The sequence below is a fragment of the Selenomonas sp. CM52 genome (assembly GCF_000292955.1).
Lineage (GTDB): Bacteria > Bacillota > Negativicutes > Selenomonadales > Selenomonadaceae > Selenomonas.
The window spans coordinates 66,026-82,272 of sequence record NZ_ALNM01000029.1 but is presented as its reverse complement, the minus strand read 5'-3'; the positions used below and the strand labels follow the sequence as shown (position 1 = coordinate 82,272).

16 protein-coding genes and 1 pseudogene are annotated in these 16,247 nt (G+C 58.9%); 3 read left to right on the top strand and 14 right to left on the bottom strand.

The genetic code is table 11. The annotated features are described in order from the left end of the window. The 3 genes and pseudogenes from HMPREF1153_RS12725 to HMPREF1153_RS07580 all read left to right on the top strand — a co-directional run. A pseudogene (locus HMPREF1153_RS12725) lies at positions 1-172 on the top strand (IS110 family transposase); the annotation flags it as partial. Between the two features lie 193 nt (positions 173-365). Next, on the top strand, positions 366-1,331 hold the full coding sequence (locus HMPREF1153_RS07585; RefSeq protein WP_009646345.1) for a hypothetical protein: 966 nt from the start codon (positions 366-368) through the stop codon (positions 1,329-1,331). Positions 1,332-1,613: 282 nt separating this feature from the next. Beyond that, positions 1,614-1,814 carry a DUF1858 domain-containing protein gene (locus tag HMPREF1153_RS07580; RefSeq protein ID WP_009646335.1) on the top strand — a complete coding sequence of 67 codons (201 nt, stop codon included), beginning with the start codon at positions 1,614-1,616 and terminating at the stop codon, positions 1,812-1,814. 127 nt (positions 1,815-1,941) lie between these two features. On the opposite strand, the gene HMPREF1153_RS07575 is transcribed toward HMPREF1153_RS07580, so the two are convergent. From HMPREF1153_RS07575 to lpxB, 14 genes are all read right to left on the bottom strand, one after another. After that, positions 1,942-2,478, bottom strand: a complete 537-nt coding sequence (locus HMPREF1153_RS07575; protein ID WP_009646308.1) for a YbjN domain-containing protein — start codon at positions 2,476-2,478, stop codon at positions 1,942-1,944. Between the two features lie 90 nt (positions 2,479-2,568). Further along, positions 2,569-2,991, bottom strand: coding sequence for a resolvase (locus HMPREF1153_RS07570; protein WP_009646304.1), 423 nt, complete (start codon positions 2,989-2,991; stop codon positions 2,569-2,571). Further along, positions 2,988-4,223 carry a DUF3084 domain-containing protein gene (locus HMPREF1153_RS07565; RefSeq protein ID WP_009646295.1) on the bottom strand — a complete coding sequence of 412 codons (1,236 nt, stop codon included), beginning with the start codon at positions 4,221-4,223 and terminating at the stop codon, positions 2,988-2,990. The genes HMPREF1153_RS07570 and HMPREF1153_RS07565 overlap by 4 nt, the downstream gene beginning before the upstream one ends. 67 nt (positions 4,224-4,290) lie before the next feature. Continuing rightward, positions 4,291-5,382 carry an LptF/LptG family permease gene (locus HMPREF1153_RS07560; RefSeq protein WP_009646330.1) on the bottom strand — a complete coding sequence of 364 codons (1,092 nt, stop codon included), beginning with the start codon at positions 5,380-5,382 and terminating at the stop codon, positions 4,291-4,293. A 10-nt stretch (positions 5,383-5,392) separates the two neighbouring features. Continuing rightward, entirely contained in the window at positions 5,393-6,112 is a 720-nt protein-coding gene (gene lptB / locus HMPREF1153_RS07555; protein ID WP_009646291.1) for an LPS export ABC transporter ATP-binding protein, read from the bottom strand. A 34-nt stretch (positions 6,113-6,146) separates the two neighbouring features. Then, entirely contained in the window at positions 6,147-6,923 is a 777-nt protein-coding gene (locus HMPREF1153_RS07550; protein WP_009646281.1) for an LptA/OstA family protein, read from the bottom strand. Beyond that, a complete protein-coding gene (lptC, locus tag HMPREF1153_RS07545; protein ID WP_009646292.1) occupies positions 6,920-7,480 on the bottom strand; it encodes an LPS export ABC transporter periplasmic protein LptC in 561 nt (186 codons plus the stop codon). Before lptC ends, HMPREF1153_RS07550 begins: the two co-directional genes overlap by 4 nt. Then, on the bottom strand, positions 7,470-8,387 hold the full coding sequence (locus tag HMPREF1153_RS07540; protein WP_198003331.1) for a lysophospholipid acyltransferase family protein: 918 nt from the start codon (positions 8,385-8,387) through the stop codon (positions 7,470-7,472). Before HMPREF1153_RS07540 ends, lptC begins: the two co-directional genes overlap by 11 nt. 89 nt (positions 8,388-8,476) lie before the next feature. Next, entirely contained in the window at positions 8,477-9,037 is a 561-nt protein-coding gene (locus HMPREF1153_RS07535; RefSeq protein ID WP_009646313.1) for a KdsC family phosphatase, read from the bottom strand. Continuing rightward, entirely contained in the window at positions 9,038-9,871 is an 834-nt protein-coding gene (gene kdsA / locus HMPREF1153_RS07530) for a 3-deoxy-8-phosphooctulonate synthase (protein ID WP_009646311.1), read from the bottom strand. 156 nt (positions 9,872-10,027) lie between these two features. Next, positions 10,028-10,762: a 3-deoxy-manno-octulosonate cytidylyltransferase gene (gene kdsB, locus HMPREF1153_RS07525; protein ID WP_009646350.1), complete on the bottom strand. Its 735-nt coding sequence runs from the start codon at positions 10,760-10,762 to the stop codon at positions 10,028-10,030. Further along, complete coding sequence (lpxK, locus tag HMPREF1153_RS07520; RefSeq protein WP_009646353.1) at positions 10,759-13,266, bottom strand: tetraacyldisaccharide 4'-kinase; 2,508 nt, start codon at positions 13,264-13,266, stop codon at positions 10,759-10,761. Before lpxK ends, kdsB begins: the two co-directional genes overlap by 4 nt. Before the next feature lie 12 nt (positions 13,267-13,278). Next, positions 13,279-15,048, bottom strand: a complete 1,770-nt coding sequence (gene msbA / locus HMPREF1153_RS07515) for a lipid A export permease/ATP-binding protein MsbA (RefSeq protein WP_009646320.1) — start codon at positions 15,046-15,048, stop codon at positions 13,279-13,281. Continuing rightward, a complete protein-coding gene (gene lpxB, locus HMPREF1153_RS07510; protein ID WP_009646314.1) occupies positions 15,045-16,196 on the bottom strand; it encodes a lipid-A-disaccharide synthase in 1,152 nt (383 codons plus the stop codon). Before lpxB ends, msbA begins: the two co-directional genes overlap by 4 nt. Between the last annotated feature and the right edge of the window lie 51 nt (positions 16,197-16,247).

Here is a 16,247-nt window from a genome sequence, read left to right as displayed (position 1 = left end):
AGGACTCTTGATGCGTTCTCCCGATGATGCAGTCTACAACTTCATGGACAAGAAACGCTCCGAGGGAAAGCCTTACTACGTCTATATGACGGCAGGAGCGAATAAGTTCCTGCGCATCTACTACGGGCGCGTAAATGAGTATTTGGCAAGCCTTTCCAAAGAACAAGAATAGCATTTCACTACCGTCCCTTTGGTCGGCGCTCCTGCGGCGACCTATTTGTGTTGCTCAAATTCCACTTGCCACAACTCCTCATCTTTTTTCATCTAAGGGCTTGACTTTTTATTTGCAGGCTTAAGTTTTCCTCCCAAATAAACGAATAAATCAAGGGAAGATATCTAATCTTTTTTTAATGAGGAGGCTCATCATGCAGATATCCAGATTTCTGATGTCACCCGTCCTGCAGCGTCGTGCTGCAGGCGGCATGACTGCTGCAGCCATGCAGAACAAAACGGAAAATCTCGTGCAGTCGTCCAACGGTGCTCCTGCTGCAAATCCTACCGACTCGAAAAAAGCCAATCCCTTGGAGGAAAACATTTCACGCTTGCAGGCACGCATCGAAGAAGTTAAGGGCAACGACGAGATGCGCCCGGAGGCGAAGGACGCCCTGCTGAAAACGATGATGCAGCAGCTTGCCGATTTGCAGAAGCAAATGGCGGAAGCGATGCGGGCGGACAAGAAGAGCGAGGACGAAAGCGATGCGTCCGGCAGCGCTCGTGACCGCTTCGGCACGGCGAGCGTGCAGGACAAAAAGGTCGACAAGAAGAGCCGAGAAGATACACGCCTCGCCGATCTGCTTTCTGCAGGAGCATCGCTGCAGCAGTCGAAAGAGAGCGGCGCATTCGCAGCAAAGGCGCAGTCTGCAGCACAGCGCATGGAGCGCGAGCTTGACTATGCGACAAACCATCCCATAGAAGCGCTTCGGCTGACGAATCCGGAGGCCATGCAAAACAGGCAGAAGGAAATCGCCTCGCTGCAGCTCGGCATCAACCAGATGCGAGCCGCGCAGGCGTACGGAGTCCAGGCAGCCAACGCGCCGGCATCCGACGCCCCTGCCCCTGCCGAGGACGCAGATCCGAACGCGAGCGCTGCTCCTGCGGCGAAAGACGCAGAGGCCGGCCAAGAGGTGACAATGTCCTCCGACAAGAACGTGGACGACGAGATTCAGAAGCTCAAGGCCAAGAAGCAGCAGATGCAGGCGCAGCTCGCCGAAGCAGCCTCGCCCGATGAGAAGACGGCGATTCAGCAGCAGCTGCGCCAGTTGGACGCGCAGATCAAGGGCAAGGATTCCGCCGCCTATCGTCAGTCGCACGCCCACTACTGGCAGGCATAGCGTACGAAATGCAAAACACGGAAAAGGAGCTGTCGCAAGCATGTACGACAGCTCCTTTTCGCATCCTATAGATGCGCTGCATTCCACGCAACATGACAGCAACTATTCTCAAGAATCGAAATATCCTCTAGCTATCGGCTAGGAAACATGATATAATTTAGCCAGTAGTAAGGTGTTTTTCGTATGCGGCTCTGCCGTATACTCGCCCTTACAAGGAACCAATCAACCGGCTGACTTCTGTCGGCTTCTTGGGAGTTTCCCTGTAACAAAGGAGGTTTTTGTATGACCATAACGAAAGATATGGGCATCGGAGAGGTTGTCCAGAAATATCCCGCCACCGTTCCCGTATTCATGAGTGCCGGCATGGGTTGCATCGGCTGCGCCGCCTCGCACTTCGAGAACATCGAGCAGGGTGCACTCGCGCACGGCATCGACATCGACGCCTTGATGAAGGGTCTGAACGAAGCTGTCACCGCGGGCTGATTTGCACGAAAAAAACTGCCGCAAGCCAGAAGGCTTGCGGCAGTTTTTTCATGCGCTTTCCAAGCAAAGAGGGCTGCTCCAAGAAGCGAAATCTCGCTTTTCGGAGCAGCCCCTCTTGATTCGTTTCTCAGTTGTCCGCCCAGATGGTCTTCATCGTATCGCCGAAGGTCTCATCGAGGTGCTGCAGGATGACGTCGAGAATCGTGCGCACGATGTCCGGCTCGAATCCCTCGTCGGAGGCGGGCAGGCAGGCATCGAGGACGAGGCTGCCGTCTTCCACCGTGTAGTACTTGAACACCTTGTAGCGGCTGTTCATCTCGTTGATGTATGCCGCGAGGTCGCTCTCGTTCTTCTCGTTGACGACCTTGCTGCCGACGATGACGCGCACAATACCGTAGATGGAGGCGTCAAGGATGACGATGACGGGCAGGAACTGCCCCTTGATTTCCATCGAGGAGCGGTAGAGCACCGTACCGTACTCATCGCCGACTTCCTGCTTCTGGAACGCCTGAATGTCAAGCTCCTTGAGCATCGCGTCAAACTTCGCGGCTTTTTCGGATTTGACAGCTTCCGCAGTCTCCACTGCCTCTGCTATCTTTGCTGCCTTCGTCGTCTTCTTCGCGCCTTTCGTTTCTACCTCGAGGTTTTCTTCTTTTTCTGCCATGTGAACTCTCCTTTTCATTGTGGAAGGATTGTGCTGCCCAAAGGTTCGTCAACACATCTTTAACATTTGCGGAAACCAAGTTTCCTGCTCTCAAACATCGCTTAACGGCGCTTTTTCAAGAAAGCGCCGTGCAAGGATGATGGCAACAAAATCATCGACAGGCTCGGGCGGCACGAGCATCGAGGCGGGCAGAAGCCTCCGCCAGCCACGCGGCGGACGTGCCTGCCAGTACGCCCGCTTCGCCATGTCCGTCGTACGGTACTCGTCGACAAGCACCACGCGCAAACCAGGCACGGCCTCTTCTATGCGTTCCTTCGCTTCCTTGCTCGTCGTGCCGTTTCCAAGCACAAGAACAGTAAACGCATACCTAGAATGTTTATCGTTGATTTCACGCGCAAGATTAAGCGTCTCGATCACTTTTTGGAAAAGCACCACGCCATGTACATCGAGAACCGCAATCCCGCACTTCTCGCGACCGGGATCGACGGCGGCGAGCGTCCCGTTCTCCATCATTCGGCTGCTCGCTCAACCTTGATGTTGAGCCGCAGAGGACCGAGTGCATCAGTGTCATCTCGCGCATAGGCGGAGAGGAGGATCATGCCGTAAAGCGGTTCGAGTGTCTGCATGATGCCATACATCTGCTCACCATCGATGACGCCGACCGTGCCGCGGATCGGATCGGGCAGAATGCCGTGTGCCGAAGCAGCGGCATTCACGCGCTTCAAGAAGTCCATGACGACTTCCTGTGATGCCTGCGCACCGCCCGTACCCGTCAGACGGTACGATTGCGCGAGGATGAATTCTCCCTGCCGATAGACGATGCTGTTCGGATGCAAGTCGAGGGCGGCGCGCACGGCTTCGCCGCGCACGAGATTGCCCGCTGCGACGATGCGCACGACCATATCGCCTGGACCTTTAGCTATGCGTGCGACGGCGTCATCGACCTCGGGCGAGTAGACCCAGATCTCGCCGTCGGGCAGATCTTTGCCGAGGTGTGCTGAGACGTTGCGGCTCGCGAGCTGTGCGAGTGCAGCGACATCGGCGCGCACATCGTCCTCGGGCCGTCCGCCCTTGATGACGCCCGCCGCGATGACCTCGCCCGCGCGATAGACGATGTCGCCCTCGCGGATGATCTCAAGCCCGCGGCGCAGCTCCTGCGTGCGCGTTTCCAGCGCCTTCTTATCGCCGGCAAGCTGCGCGTTGCTCGTCGCAAGCGCCGCATTCTCCGTGCCAAGCGTTTCGTTCGCCGCACCGAGCGCATCGTTTTCTGCCGCAAGTGTACGGTTCACCCCATCGAGCGCAGTGTTTTCCTTTGCGAGCTCATCGTTCTTCGCTGCGAGCGCACGGTTGCCCGCAGAAAGCTTTTCGGCTTCCTCCTCTAGTGAGCGTACACTGCCCTTGAGATCGGCAAGCGCCTTGTCCGCCGCCGCCTGCTCGGCGCGCGCCGACGTAAGTTCGGCCGACGCATCCTTGAGCTTTTCCTCCGTTTCCCGCATCGAGCGGTTGAGCTGCTCCATGCCGAAGAGCGCCGTGCGCACGTTTTCTGAAGCGGCGGCAAGGATGATGAACGTCAGCGTCGTGATGACGAAGCCCGTGACGATGGTAACGATGGTCGACGTATGACGCGGCCTGAGGCCGAAGAGAGACAAGCGCTTCTTGCCGACCTTCGTGCCCACGCGGTCGCCGATGACGGCAATGACGCCACCCGTGATGATCAGCACGAGTATCAAGACGATCCCGTACATCAAGACATGCTCCTTTCTCTCCCGAGAGTTTTCCCTTGGCAAGGCGGGAAAATCCGCCTTTTCCTTATCAGTGCGCCGCCTCGCGCATCAGATACGCTCCAATGAGAAGCCCTGCGACATTCGGCAGCCAGACGGCGTAAGCGGGGTTCAGTGCACCCGACTGCCCGAGCGCCCCCGCGAGCGTCATGAGAACGTAGTAGCAAAAGAAGATCAAGAGGCTCAAGCCGATGCCGCGCGAGGAGCTGCTGCGCGTCGGCTGGATGCCGAGCGGCACGCCGATGATGGCGAAGACGAGGCTCGCCATCGGAATCGTGATGCGCTGATAAAGCTCCGTCTCCAACTTCTTCGTATCGACGAACTGCGTGCGCATGAGTTCGATCTGCTGACGCAGCTCCTTCATCGTCAGCTCCTCCGGCTTCTTCTGCTCACGCACGATGCGCCCGGGACCAGCGTTGATGGGCAGCACCTGCTTGTCGAAGCGCATCGTATGCTCCGACTTGCCGCCGGAAACCTCGTAAATCGCTCCCCGATACATCGTCCACTGCGTGCCCTCCCACTTCGCATAAGCGGCATCCTGCACGTACTTCGTCTCACCCTGCTCGAACGACTGCAGCGTCACGCCTTCGAGCGTTTCCGTTGCAGCATCGTAGCGACGCGCATACATGAGGCGCTGCATCTCGCCGTCCTTGATCTCCTTGATAACGATATGATCCTGCGACTTGGGTGCGGCGTTTCCCTGAATCTCGTAGGCGATGACATTCTCATAGGCGTTGTTCGCTCGCGGTACGACATACTCCGTGAAGAGGATGGAAAAGATGCTGACGACGACGCCGAGCACAATGACGGGCGCAGCGATGCGGTAGAAGCTCACGCCGCACGACTTCATCGCCGTGATCTCACTCGAACTCGACAGCCTGCCGAACGTCAAGAGTGCCGCCAAGAGCATCGACATGGGAAATGTATAGATGGCGATAGCGGGCAGGCTAAAGATGAACATCTTTACGACAGAGCCAAACGATGCGCCGTATTCCGTAATGTACTGTGCGATGCGAAAGAGTGTGCCTGAGCCAACGAATACGGCAGACGTGCCGCATATACCGAAGAAGAAGGCGAGGCAGACCTCACGAAAGATGTATTTGTCCAAAAGTCGTATCTGCATAAGGACGCTCCTATAACGTGAAGTTGTCGCCAAGGTAGAACTTGCGTGCGAGATCGCTCGCAGCGATGGTCGCACTGTCCCCTTCGAGGAGGATCTTGCCGTCGTTCAGGATGTAAGCGCGGTCGACGATGTGCAGCGTCTCGCGCACGTTGTGGTCGGTGATGAGGATGCCGATACCGCGCCTGCGCAGATACGCGATGATCTCCTGTATGTCGGCGACGGCAATGGGATCGACGCCGGCAAACGGCTCGTCGAGCAGGATGAACTGTGGCTCGATGGCGAGGCAGCGCGCGATCTCAACGCGGCGGCGCTCACCACCCGAAAGCTCCGTACCGAGACGGTTACGTACATGGCCGATGCGGAACTCCGCGAGCAGATTCTCCATCTTCTCCCTGCGTTCCTGCGCGGAGAGCTTCGTCATCTCCAGGATCGAGAGGAGATTTTCCTCGACGGTCATCTTGCGAAAGATCGAGGCTTCCTGCGCGAGGTAGCTGATGCCGAGACGCGCACGCGCATACATGGGCATGCTCGTGATGCGCACATCGGAAACGAAGACATCGCCCGAGGTCGGCCGCTCAAGCCCCGTAATCATGTAGAACGTCGTCGTCTTGCCCGCGCCGTTGGGCCCTAGAAGCCCGACGATCTCGCCCTTGTCGACGCGCAGGGACACATGATCGACGACACTGCGCCGCTTGAACGTCTTGACCAGATCTTTCGCTTCCAGATGCAAGACCCTCCACCTCTCTTCTTATATTGAATCCTTCTCATTCTACCGCAAGATTGCCCGTGTTGGCAAGGTAAACCGTCAGATGCTTGCTCTTGAGCATGTTATTTCCCTGATATGCCCAGGCGTTGCCATCGAGCACGCACTTGCCCTTGCCGTCCTCAGCTTTGGCAAAGTAGTCGACCGTATCGCCGCCGCCCTCGAAGCTTCTCGGTGGACTGACGACATGCACGTTGCCCGTGCCGCGGTAATGCTCTTCTGTCAGCCAGCCTTCCATGCGATCTGCCGTGAAGGTGCCGTCCGCCGTCGTCATCGTGCCGCCCGCCGGAACGAGCATGTAGTTCGCCGACTGCGTAAATTCGGCGCGCGCGCCTGTAAACGTCTTATCCGCCTTCACGGCACGAACGTCACCTTCCGCGACGTAGCGATCCTTATCAAATACAGAGAGGCTTGCAGCAGTCAGACAAAGATCATCCTTCGTGATCTCTGCACCGCCCGTCGCATGGATGGCGTCGACAGATTCGAGCGTCACGGTCTGTGCCGTCAGACGCATCGCATCGCGCACAGCGATGACGCCGCCCGTGATCTCGCCCTGCTGTGTCTTCGTGTTGTAGCTGGCTCTCGCCCCTGTGATGGTCGCCGCGCCTCGCTTCAATGTAATGCCGCCCTCCGCCGTGATCTCGCCCGTCGCCATGTCGTAGCTGACGCTCTCTCCCTCCAAGGACGATGGCTCATCCGCCGCCTGCAGCGTCCCCATGTTCAGAGCTGCAGCCAAGGCGGCAGCTACGAGTGCAGCCTTCCCTTTTCTCTTCCTCAATTCGCTCCACTCCCCTTTTCAATCCGCGCCTTCTTGCCTTCCTTGCCACTCGCCGTGAACTTCGCGAAGCCGTCTGAGCTTTCGATGCGCTCCGCGCTCACGCGAAGCTTCTCTTTATCCTGCGTGAGCAGGACGTCGCCGACAGCGGCGAGCGTCTCCTTTTCTGACGACCAGATGACCTCTCGGCTCGTCAGGTGTATGCCGTCCGATGTCTCGATCCTCACGCCGCCGTCGACGGTAAGATCCTTAGACGTCAGATCATAATGAGCACGAGGCGCAGTGAGCTTCAGTTCGCGCCCGCCTTCCTCATGAAAAACGCCTTCGATGTTTCTCGCCTCTGCCACCTTGCCATCAGCATCCGCCTCGATCGATTCCGCCGTCAGCTGCCAGACGGTACGCCCGTCCTTCTCCAAGCTCAGCGTATTTCCCTCATAACGCAACGTGCGCGCAGGATCGTTCAAGGCCGGAACCTCGGGAACGGAGAGCACTGCCCATGCGAGTGCAGCGGCGAAGAGGGCTGCGGCGAGGACTGCGAGAAGAGTCTTCCTATGCTTCATCTTTCCCTCCTTGCAGCATCGCGCCGTGGCGCTTCTCCTTCTTCATCTCAGGCGGCGTATTCCAGCGTTTCTGAAACCACAGCCACTGCGTCGGGTTCTCGCGGATGACCTCCTCCATAAGGCGCGTCATGCGCACGGTCAGGTCGTAGAGATCCTTTTCCGTATCGCCCGTGTCGACGTACTCCATGCGCTCATAGACGCGCACCGTATGCTTGCCGTCGGGGCGGCGCAGGATGAACGCGGGAACGACGGGCGCACGAAACTTGCGCGAAAAGACGGCAGGTCCCAAGGGCGTCGCAGCCGTCTTGCCGAGAAACTCGATGAAAGCGCCGCCGGGACCTGCATCCTGATCAGCGAGAAAACCGAGGATCTTGCCATTCTTCAAGGCGCGCCCCGCCGCCAAAAGTTCGCTCGTGCCGCGCGAAAAGATCTCCGCACCGATCGTCGCACGAAGATCATCGAGGACGCGCGAATACTCGGCATTCGGCTGCGTCTTAGCGATTGCCGTGACGGGCAGGCCCGACAGTGAGAAAGCGGCGGACAGCCACTCCCACGTGCCGATGTGACCCGTGAGGACGACGACGCCGTGCCCTTCGGCTAGCGCGTCTTTAAGGCGCTCCAGGTGCTCGATCTCGATGTATTCATGCAGGTTCTCTCGGTTGAGCTTCGGCATGTAGAGAATCTCCAGCATGTTTTGCGCGAGGTTCACGAAGGAGGCGCGCACGATTTTCCGTGCTTCCTTCTCCGAAATGGAAAGCCCCTGCATCATCTGGCGCACGGCACGCTCGCGCTGCTTCTTGATGATCATATAATAGAGCCTGCCGAGCAGCGCGCCGAGTAAGAGCAACGCGCCGTGCGGCAGGAAGCGCAGCGCACGGCTCAGCGCCATTAACGAGTTGTAGAGCATGAACATTCACCTGCTGTCTTCAGATATGTGAGATCTTGGGCGCACGCACGTCCGCCTCATATAGCGCTGCGTCGCCCTTGCCAAAGCCATCACTGCGAGACGTTTGTGACCTTCGCCGGCGCGGTGAAGCGTGCGACGACGTTTTCCCAGCGCCTCTGCGCCTTCAGAAGGAACTCGATGATCTCGCGCACAGCTCCCTTGCCTCCCGGCTTTCCGGACACAAGGCATGCGAGTCTCTGCACCTCGGCCACCGCATCAGCGGGCGCGGCAGGAAAGCCGACCTGCGCCATAACAGCGAGGTCGATGAGGTCATCGCCGACATAAGCGACCTCATCATCTTGAAGACCATGGCGCTCCTTGATCTCAGCATAGGCGCTACGCTTGTCGGCGTGCCCGAGGTAGACATCCCCGATCTTCAACTCGGCGGCACGTCGGGATACAATGGCAGAGTCGCGCCCTGTGATAATCGCCGTACCGAAACCTTCGTTCTGCCACTGGCATATACCGAGACCGTCGCGCACATGGAACGGCTTCATCAGTTCGCCCATCTCACCCGTATAAATGCCGCCATCCGTCAGGACACCGTCGACATCGAAGATGAGGAAGCGCACGCGACGCGCACGCTCCATCGCATCTGCAGAAAGAATCATTTAGACCAGCTTCCTTTTCACCACGTCGTAGATTGCCAGCACTTCCTTCAAAAGCTCTTCGAGCTTGTCGAGGTAGAGGCTGTTCGGGCCATCGCAGAGCGCCTCCTCAGGATTGTCGTGCACTTCCATGAAAAGTCCGTCGACGCCAGCGGCGACGGCGGCGCGTGCCAAAGGCTCGACGAATTCGCGGTTGCCGCCTGACGATGTGCCCGCGCCGCCCGGCAGCTGCACGCTGTGTGTCGCATCGAAGATGACGGGAGCACCAAACGTGCGCATGATGGGAAAACTGCGCATGTCGACGACGAGGTTATTGTAGCCGAACGAGGCGCCGCGCTCCGTCAGAAGGATGTCAGAGCAGCCGCCTTCGTGCAGCTTGTCGACGACGTTTCCCATGTCGCGCGGCGCGAGGAACTGCCCCTTCTTGACGTTGACGACGCAGCCGGACTTTGCCGCCGCGTAGATGAGGTCTGTCTGGCGGCACAGAAACGCAGGGATCTGCAGCACGTCGACAACCTTCGCCGCAGGCGCGATCTGCGACTCCTTGTGGACGTCGGTCACGACGGGCACATCGAGCTCTTCCTTGATCGCCTGCAGCATTTCGAGTCCCTTCTTGAGCCCCGGGCCGCGGAAGCTGTTGAAAGACGAGCGGTTCGCCTTGTCGAACGAGGCCTTGAAGATGTAGGGGATGCCGAGCCTCGATGTGATTTCCTTGATCGTGCGTCCGATCAAAAGGCAGCGCTCCATCTCCTCAAGGACGCACGGCCCCGCCATGAGCACGAGCGGGCTTCCCCCGCCGATCGTGAAATCTCTGACCTTCACCTTGTTCATCATCATAGTACCGCCTTTCTCTTAAGGAGTCACGGATAAATTCAGTCGCCCAGCTTCACACATCCGAGCGACTTCATTTTATCAGGGTTTCTTTAAAAATGCTTAAAGATTCGCTGATAGATTCTTTCACCGCACCGCGTTTGTCCAAAACACATTTATTTTTTACGCCAGCCCCTGCTCTCGATAGATCTTGTTCACAAGTGCAAGGTCTTCCGGCGTATCAACGCCGACGAAGCGGCAGTCCGTTTCCAGCACGCGGATGCCATAGCCGTTTTCCAGCGCCCGAAGCTGCTCCAGCGACTCCGCCCTCTCCAAGGGCGTCGGTTCAAGGCGCGCGTAGCGCAGCAAAAAGTCGCGCCGATAGGCATAGATGCCGATGTGCTTGTACACGGGGCCAGCCGCTGCACGCGGATAGGGCACGAGCGAGCGCGAGAAGTAGAGTGCGTAGCCAAGCTTGTCCACAACGACCTTGACGTTGTTCGGATTGAGCTGTTCCGCCGCGTCGTCCATACGTGTCATGACAGTAGCCATCGGCAAGTTCTCATCCATCTCAAAAGGCGCGATGAGATCGTCAATCACGGAAGGTTCGATCAGAGGCTCGTCGCCCTGCACGTTGACGATGAGGTCGACCTCAGGGTATGCCTCTGCCACCTCAGCAAGCCGATCCGTGCCCGTCGGATGGTCGGCACGCGTCAGGATTGCTTCGCTGCCTTCCGCTCGCACGGCATCGTAGATGCGCTGGTCGTCCGTCGCCACGATCACCTTCTCGGGTTTTTGGGCGCGGCTCGCACGCTCCAGGACGCGGCAGATCATGGGCTTGCCGCAGATGTCGGCAAGCGGCTTGCCCGGCAGACGCGTCGACGCGTAGCGCGCCGGAATCACGCAAAGTGTCCTCATGTTTCTTCTCCTCCCTTTCGCAAGGCAGCGATCCTTTCCTGCAGATGTGCGGCGAGCATATTCTGAAACTCCTTCGCTCCCTCCTGAAACGTGACCTCGACGCAGATGACGAATACAGGGATCGGCACCTTCGCCTCAATGATCGTCAGCGGAATCTTCACGGCGTCTTTCTCCGTAATGACGATGGCTTCCGCCCCGAGGGAGATCGCCTGATCGAGGACGTCCTGCAGTTCCTTCGTCGTATACTCGTGGTGGTCGGGGAAGCGCAGGCTTTCGACGATCTTTGCGCCGATGTCGAAGAGCGTCTGCTCGAACGACATCGGATTGCCGATGGCGGAGACCGCCATGACGCGTTTTCCCGCAAGCGTCTTGATGTCGACGCCCTCGCCTGCGATGTCGCGATGCCAGTCCTTGAGGTTGACGAAGCGGCGCGGCTGATGGATGCTCTCCATGATCAGCGCCTTTTCGTTGTACTTGCGTATCGTGTTCTTGATGTGCTCGCGCGAGACGCCGACCGCCTGATCGACCTTCGTCAAAAGGCACACGTCGGCGCGCTCGATGTGCGAAACAGGCTCTCGGAGCGTGCCGCGCGGCAGCATGTAGCCGTTGCCGAAGACATTGACCGCGTCGACGAGCAGGATGTCCATGTCGCGGGCGAGCTGCCAGTGCTGGTATCCGTCGTCCAAGATCGCTACCTCGGCGCCGAAGTGCTCGATCGCATACTGTCCCGTAAGTGATCGCTCGGCGCCGATGAGCACAGGCACTTCAGGCAGATGCTTGGCAAGCATGAAGGCTTCGTCGCCCGCCTCGATCGCGTCCATGTAGAGCTTTTGCCCGTCCGAGACGATGCCGACGTCGCCGCGCCACTTCGCACGGTAGCCGCGATTCAAGATGACGACGCAATATCCCATGTCGCGGATCGCAGTCGCCAAGTACTGTGCAGTCGGCGTCTTGCCCGTACCTCCGACCGTGATGTTGCCGAGGCTGATGACATAGCAGGAGAGATGCTTGCGCTTGAAAAGCCCCGCCTTGTAACCCCAGAGCTTTAGATTCACGAGTTGGCGATAGATGAGAGAAAAGCTGTAGAGCGTCCCCATGATGATGCGCAGGCAAAAGCCATCGGCATGACGGCGGCGCATGAGGTCGGTGACATAGGTGCGAAAGTTCTCGACGCGCTCCGTCGTGCGCACCTTGCCCGCGCTCTCGCCCTGTTCGAAGTCCTCCAAGAAGCTCCTCAAGATCACGGCGGTCTTTCGGGATGCGCCCTTGTTCTCGCCGATGATGGCGAGCGTCTCGCGCTCCATGCGCCGCCTTTCCCCTTCGTCCTCGAAGAGTCTGCAGACAGCTGCAGAAAGCTCCTCTCCATCGTGCACCGTGATGCAGGCGTTCCTCTTTGTAAAGAGTACATGCGTATCCTTGAAGTTGAACATGTTGTGCCCAACGATGATCGCCTTGCCGTGCGCTGCAGGCTCCAGGATGTTGTGACCGCCGTGCGCGATGAGGCTGCCGCCGACGTAGATGACGTCGCCGATGCTATAGACCTTGCCGAGCTCACCGATCGTATCGAGGATCACAATGTCGTGATCTTCGCTCGGCTCTTTCAAAAGTTCTGTACGGCGCGCGACGGAAAATCCCTTGTGTCTGCAGAGCGTGGCGACTTCCGTCGTGCGCAGAAGCTCCCTCGGCGCAATGATGAGCTTGGCCTCGGGGAACTTTTCCCGAAGTGCGGCGAACGCCTCGAGGACGGGCGTCTCCTCACCGCGATGCGTGCTGCCTGCGAGAAAAATGCCACCATTCTTGCGAAGTCCCATTTCACGCAGGAGCTTTTCCTTCTCCGCGAGGCTCACGTCCGTGTACGTCTGATCGAATTTCGTATTCCCCGTGACGGTCACAAGCTCAGGCGGTGCGCCGAGGCGCATGATGTACTCGGCGTCGATGGGTGACTGCATGGCGAACTTTCGGACCGTGCCGATCATGTCATCAAGGACACTGTGCAGATGCTTATAGCGCTTGACGCTCTTGTCGCTGATGCGCCCATTGACCATCATGACGGGAATCTTGAGCTTCTTCGCCATCCGCAGGAAGTTCGGCCAAAGTTCCGTCTCGACGGGCATGAAGACGCGCGGATGGATGCGGCGCAGAATGCTGCCAGCACGCCACGGCAGGTCGAGTGGGAAGTAGATGATGCTGTCCGCATCTTTGATGATGCGGTTTGCCATCTCGTAACCCGCTGTCGTGACGACGGAGACGAGGATCGGACTCTTCGGGAATTCCTTGTGGAACTCGCGGATCAGGGGGCTGGCGGCGACGATCTCGCCGACGGACGCCGCATGAACCCAGATGCAGTTCTTCTTCGCCACCTTGTCGAGCGCGTGCTCAGGAAAGAAGCCGAGGCTCTGGCGCACACGCTCGACGAAGCCGCGCTCGCGCACGGCGCGAACGAGGAACACGGGTATGATGAGGACGACGGCGAGGATCGCCGCGAGATTGTAGAGTAACCGCATATTTCCTCTCCTTCATGTAGCGGGCTGCAAAGCTCCTTCACCCTTCTTTTCGCCCTCTCCCTCGCCTCGGAACTGGATATTGTAGAGCGTGCTGTAAAGTCCGCCCGCTGCCAGAAGTTCCTCGTGCGTTCCCTGCTCGACGATACGCCCGCCGTCGATGACGTAGATGCAGTCGGCATTGAAGATCGTCGACAGCCGGTGCGCGATGGCAAAGGACGTCCTGCCCACCATGAGCTTATCGAGCGCCGCCTGCACGATCTTTTCGCTCTCCGTATCGAGCGCCGACGTCGCCTCGTCAAGGATCAGGACGCGTGGATTCTTCAGAATGGCGCGTGCGATCGCAATGCGCTGACGCTGACCGCCCGAAAGATTCAAGCCGCGTTCACCGATCTTCGTCTCATAGCCTTGGGGAAGCTGCAAGATGAACTCCTCGGCGTTCGCCGCACGCGCCGCCTCCTCAATTTCCTCGTCCGTCGCTTCGAGTCTGCCGTAGCGGATATTCTCGCGCACGCTGCTCGAAAAGAGCATCGTTTCCTGCGGCACGATGCCGATCTGCTCGCGCAAAGAGTCGAGCGTCACGTCGCGCACGTCGTGACCGTCGATCTCGATCACACCTTCGTTCACCTCATAGAAACGCGGGATGAGGTTCGCGATCGTCGACTTTCCCGCGCCCGAAGGGCCGACGAAAGCGACGAGCTGTCCGGGACTCGCCTCAAGCGACACATGGGAGAGCGCGGGAGCGCCCTCCTTGTAGGAAAAGGACACGTCCTTGACGGCGACGCGTCCTTCGATTTCGGGCAGCGGAACGGCACCTTCCTTGTCATGAATCGTCTCTTCCATATCGATCACGTCAAAGACGCGATCGGCCGCCGCCATCGCACGCTGCACGGTGCCGTAGATGCGGCTGATGCGCTTGACCGGGTTCGCGAGATTCACGGCATACGTCAGAAACGCAACGAGAGCGCCTGCCGTCAGATCGCCTTGCACAACCTCGTAGCCACCGATCCACAAGATAAAGGTGACCGTGATCGCCGCTAGGAACTCCACGGTCGGGGTCAGGAGACTCGTAAGCTGCACGTTCTTCATCTCAGCCTGGAAATTCAACTCATTCTGCCGATGAAAGCGTTCAATCTCGTAGCGCTCGCGCACGAAGGACTTGACGACGCGCACGGCAGAGATGCTTTCCTGCAGAAGCGAATTGATGTCGGCAAGCCTTTCCTGTATGACGATGCCCGACTGCTTGAGCTTTTTGCCAAAAATATTCATCGCTTGTCCGACGAGCGGCACGGTGATGAGCGTGATGAACGTGAGCTTCCAGTCGAGATAAAACATGAGCACGATGGAGCCAACAAGCACGGAGCTTTCCGTCACAAGCTCGATGAGCTTGTCAACGAGAGCATTCTGCAATGCCTGCACGTCGTTCGTCACGTAGCTCATGATCTCCCCCGTCTGATGGCGGTCGAAGTAGGCGAGCGGCATGCGCTGGAACTTCTCGAAGAGCGCCTCGCGGATGTCGATGACGACGCGCTGCCCAACGAAGGAAACGAGGTAGCTCTGCCCATAGTAGAATATGCCGCGGAAGAAAAAGACGACGATGATGCCGACCGCGATGAGGTTGAGCATCGCCATGTCGCGCTCCATGAGCACCTTGTCGATCATGTCCTTGATGATCCACGGCACATAAAGGTTCGCTGCCGCCGCAAGCACGATGCAGACGATGGCAAACGCCAGATGCTTCACATAGGGCCGTATGTAGTTCATCAAACGGATGTAGTTCTTCATGCTTCCCTCTCGTTTTCCCTTCCTGCGGCCGCCGCGAGCACATGCGCCGCGACGCGCACGGAAGCGCCCGGAGGTCCGAGCTGCAGCACGGCGACCTTGAGACGCGCCATGACGGAGTCGCGCTGCGGCTCGCCCTTATAGAGCTTCGCAGCTTCCTCGGCGATGCGCTCCGGCGTCACCTCGTCCTGCAGCAGCTCCGGCTCCGCCTCCTCTCCGAGGATGATGTTCGGCAGGCTGAAATGGTCGATCTTCACGAGCATCCTGCCGATGGCGTAGTTGAGCCTGCCCATGCGGTAGCAGACGACGGCGGGCAGATCCATAAGCGCCGCTTCCATGACGACCGTTCCCGATGTCGCTATGGCGAAGTCGGCGATGCCCATGAGGTCGTAGACGTGCTCCTCCGTCAGTTCGACGGAAGCGCCCGACTTTTCGATATGGCGTTCGAGCTCTTGGCGCTCGAGTCCCGGCGCGACGGGCAGGAAAAAGCGCGTCTCGGGGCGCTTCTCCTTCAAGATTTGCACCGCCTTGAGCATGTCGGGCAGAAGAAACGAGATCTCCTGCCGTCGGCTGCCGGGCAGGAGCAGCACGGCACGCTCGCCCTCCTTGAGTCCGAAAAAGGCGCGCGCCGCCTCCGGTTCCATATCGGCGCGTACGGTGTCGACGAGCGGGTTGCCGAGGAAGGAGACGTTCGCGCCCGCCGTGACGTAGGGGCCGATCTCGTGATGGAAGATCGTGACGATCTCCTTGGCGATCGCCGCGCACTTCTTCGCACGCCCCTTGCGCCATGCCCAAGCCGACGGCGGGATGTAGGAAAAGACGGGGACGCCGAGTGCCTTCGCCTTCGCCGCAAGCCGCCAGTTGAAGTCGGGATAGTCGATGATGAGAAGGAGATCGGGCTTTTCCTCGCGCATGGACTCGACGAGCGTCTTTTCCAACTGCAATAGGCGACCGAGTCCCAGGACAACCTCCCACACGCCCATGATGCTGTAGTCGCGACAGTCGCGCACGAGGCGCACGCCCGCCTCCGCCATCTTGGCTCCGCCGAAGCCGAAAAGCTCCACGTCCGGCTCCATCTCCAGAATTTCTTTCGCGAGGCGTGCGCCGTGCAAATCGCCTGACGCCTCGCCCGCCGACATCATGATCTTCATCTTGCCCCTCCTCTTCGAAAAGCACGGACAAACACCGCCCCCATCTTCACG

What these genes read in the sequence shown, in the direction of transcription:
- HMPREF1153_RS07585 (WP_009646345.1), top strand. Translation starts at nt 366, where the DNA reads ATGCAGATATCCAGATTTCTGATGTCACCCGTCCTGCAGCGTCGTGCT.
- HMPREF1153_RS07580 (WP_009646335.1), top strand. Translation starts at nt 1,614, where the DNA reads ATGACCATAACGAAAGATATGGGCATCGGAGAGGTTGTCCAGAAATAT.
- HMPREF1153_RS07575 (WP_009646308.1), bottom strand. Translation starts at nt 2,478, where the DNA reads ATGGCAGAAAAAGAAGAAAACCTCGAGGTAGAAACGAAAGGCGCGAAG.
- HMPREF1153_RS07570 (WP_009646304.1), bottom strand. Translation starts at nt 2,991, where the DNA reads ATGATGGAGAACGGGACGCTCGCCGCCGTCGATCCCGGTCGCGAGAAG.
- HMPREF1153_RS07565 (WP_009646295.1), bottom strand. Translation starts at nt 4,223, where the DNA reads ATGTACGGGATCGTCTTGATACTCGTGCTGATCATCACGGGTGGCGTC.
- HMPREF1153_RS07560 (WP_009646330.1), bottom strand. Translation starts at nt 5,382, where the DNA reads ATGCAGATACGACTTTTGGACAAATACATCTTTCGTGAGGTCTGCCTC.
- lptC (WP_009646292.1), bottom strand. Translation starts at nt 7,480, where the DNA reads ATGAAGCATAGGAAGACTCTTCTCGCAGTCCTCGCCGCAGCCCTCTTC.
- HMPREF1153_RS07540 (WP_198003331.1), bottom strand. Translation starts at nt 8,387, where the DNA reads ATGCTCTACAACTCGTTAATGGCGCTGAGCCGTGCGCTGCGCTTCCTG.
- HMPREF1153_RS07535 (WP_009646313.1), bottom strand. Translation starts at nt 9,037, where the DNA reads ATGATTCTTTCTGCAGATGCGATGGAGCGTGCGCGTCGCGTGCGCTTC.
- kdsA (WP_009646311.1), bottom strand. Translation starts at nt 9,871, where the DNA reads ATGATGATGAACAAGGTGAAGGTCAGAGATTTCACGATCGGCGGGGGA.
- kdsB (WP_009646350.1), bottom strand. Translation starts at nt 10,762, where the DNA reads ATGAGGACACTTTGCGTGATTCCGGCGCGCTACGCGTCGACGCGTCTG.
- lpxK (WP_009646353.1), bottom strand. Translation starts at nt 13,266, where the DNA reads ATGCGGTTACTCTACAATCTCGCGGCGATCCTCGCCGTCGTCCTCATC.
- msbA (WP_009646320.1), bottom strand. Translation starts at nt 15,048, where the DNA reads ATGAAGAACTACATCCGTTTGATGAACTACATACGGCCCTATGTGAAG.
- lpxB (WP_009646314.1), bottom strand. Translation starts at nt 16,196, where the DNA reads ATGAAGATCATGATGTCGGCGGGCGAGGCGTCAGGCGATTTGCACGGC.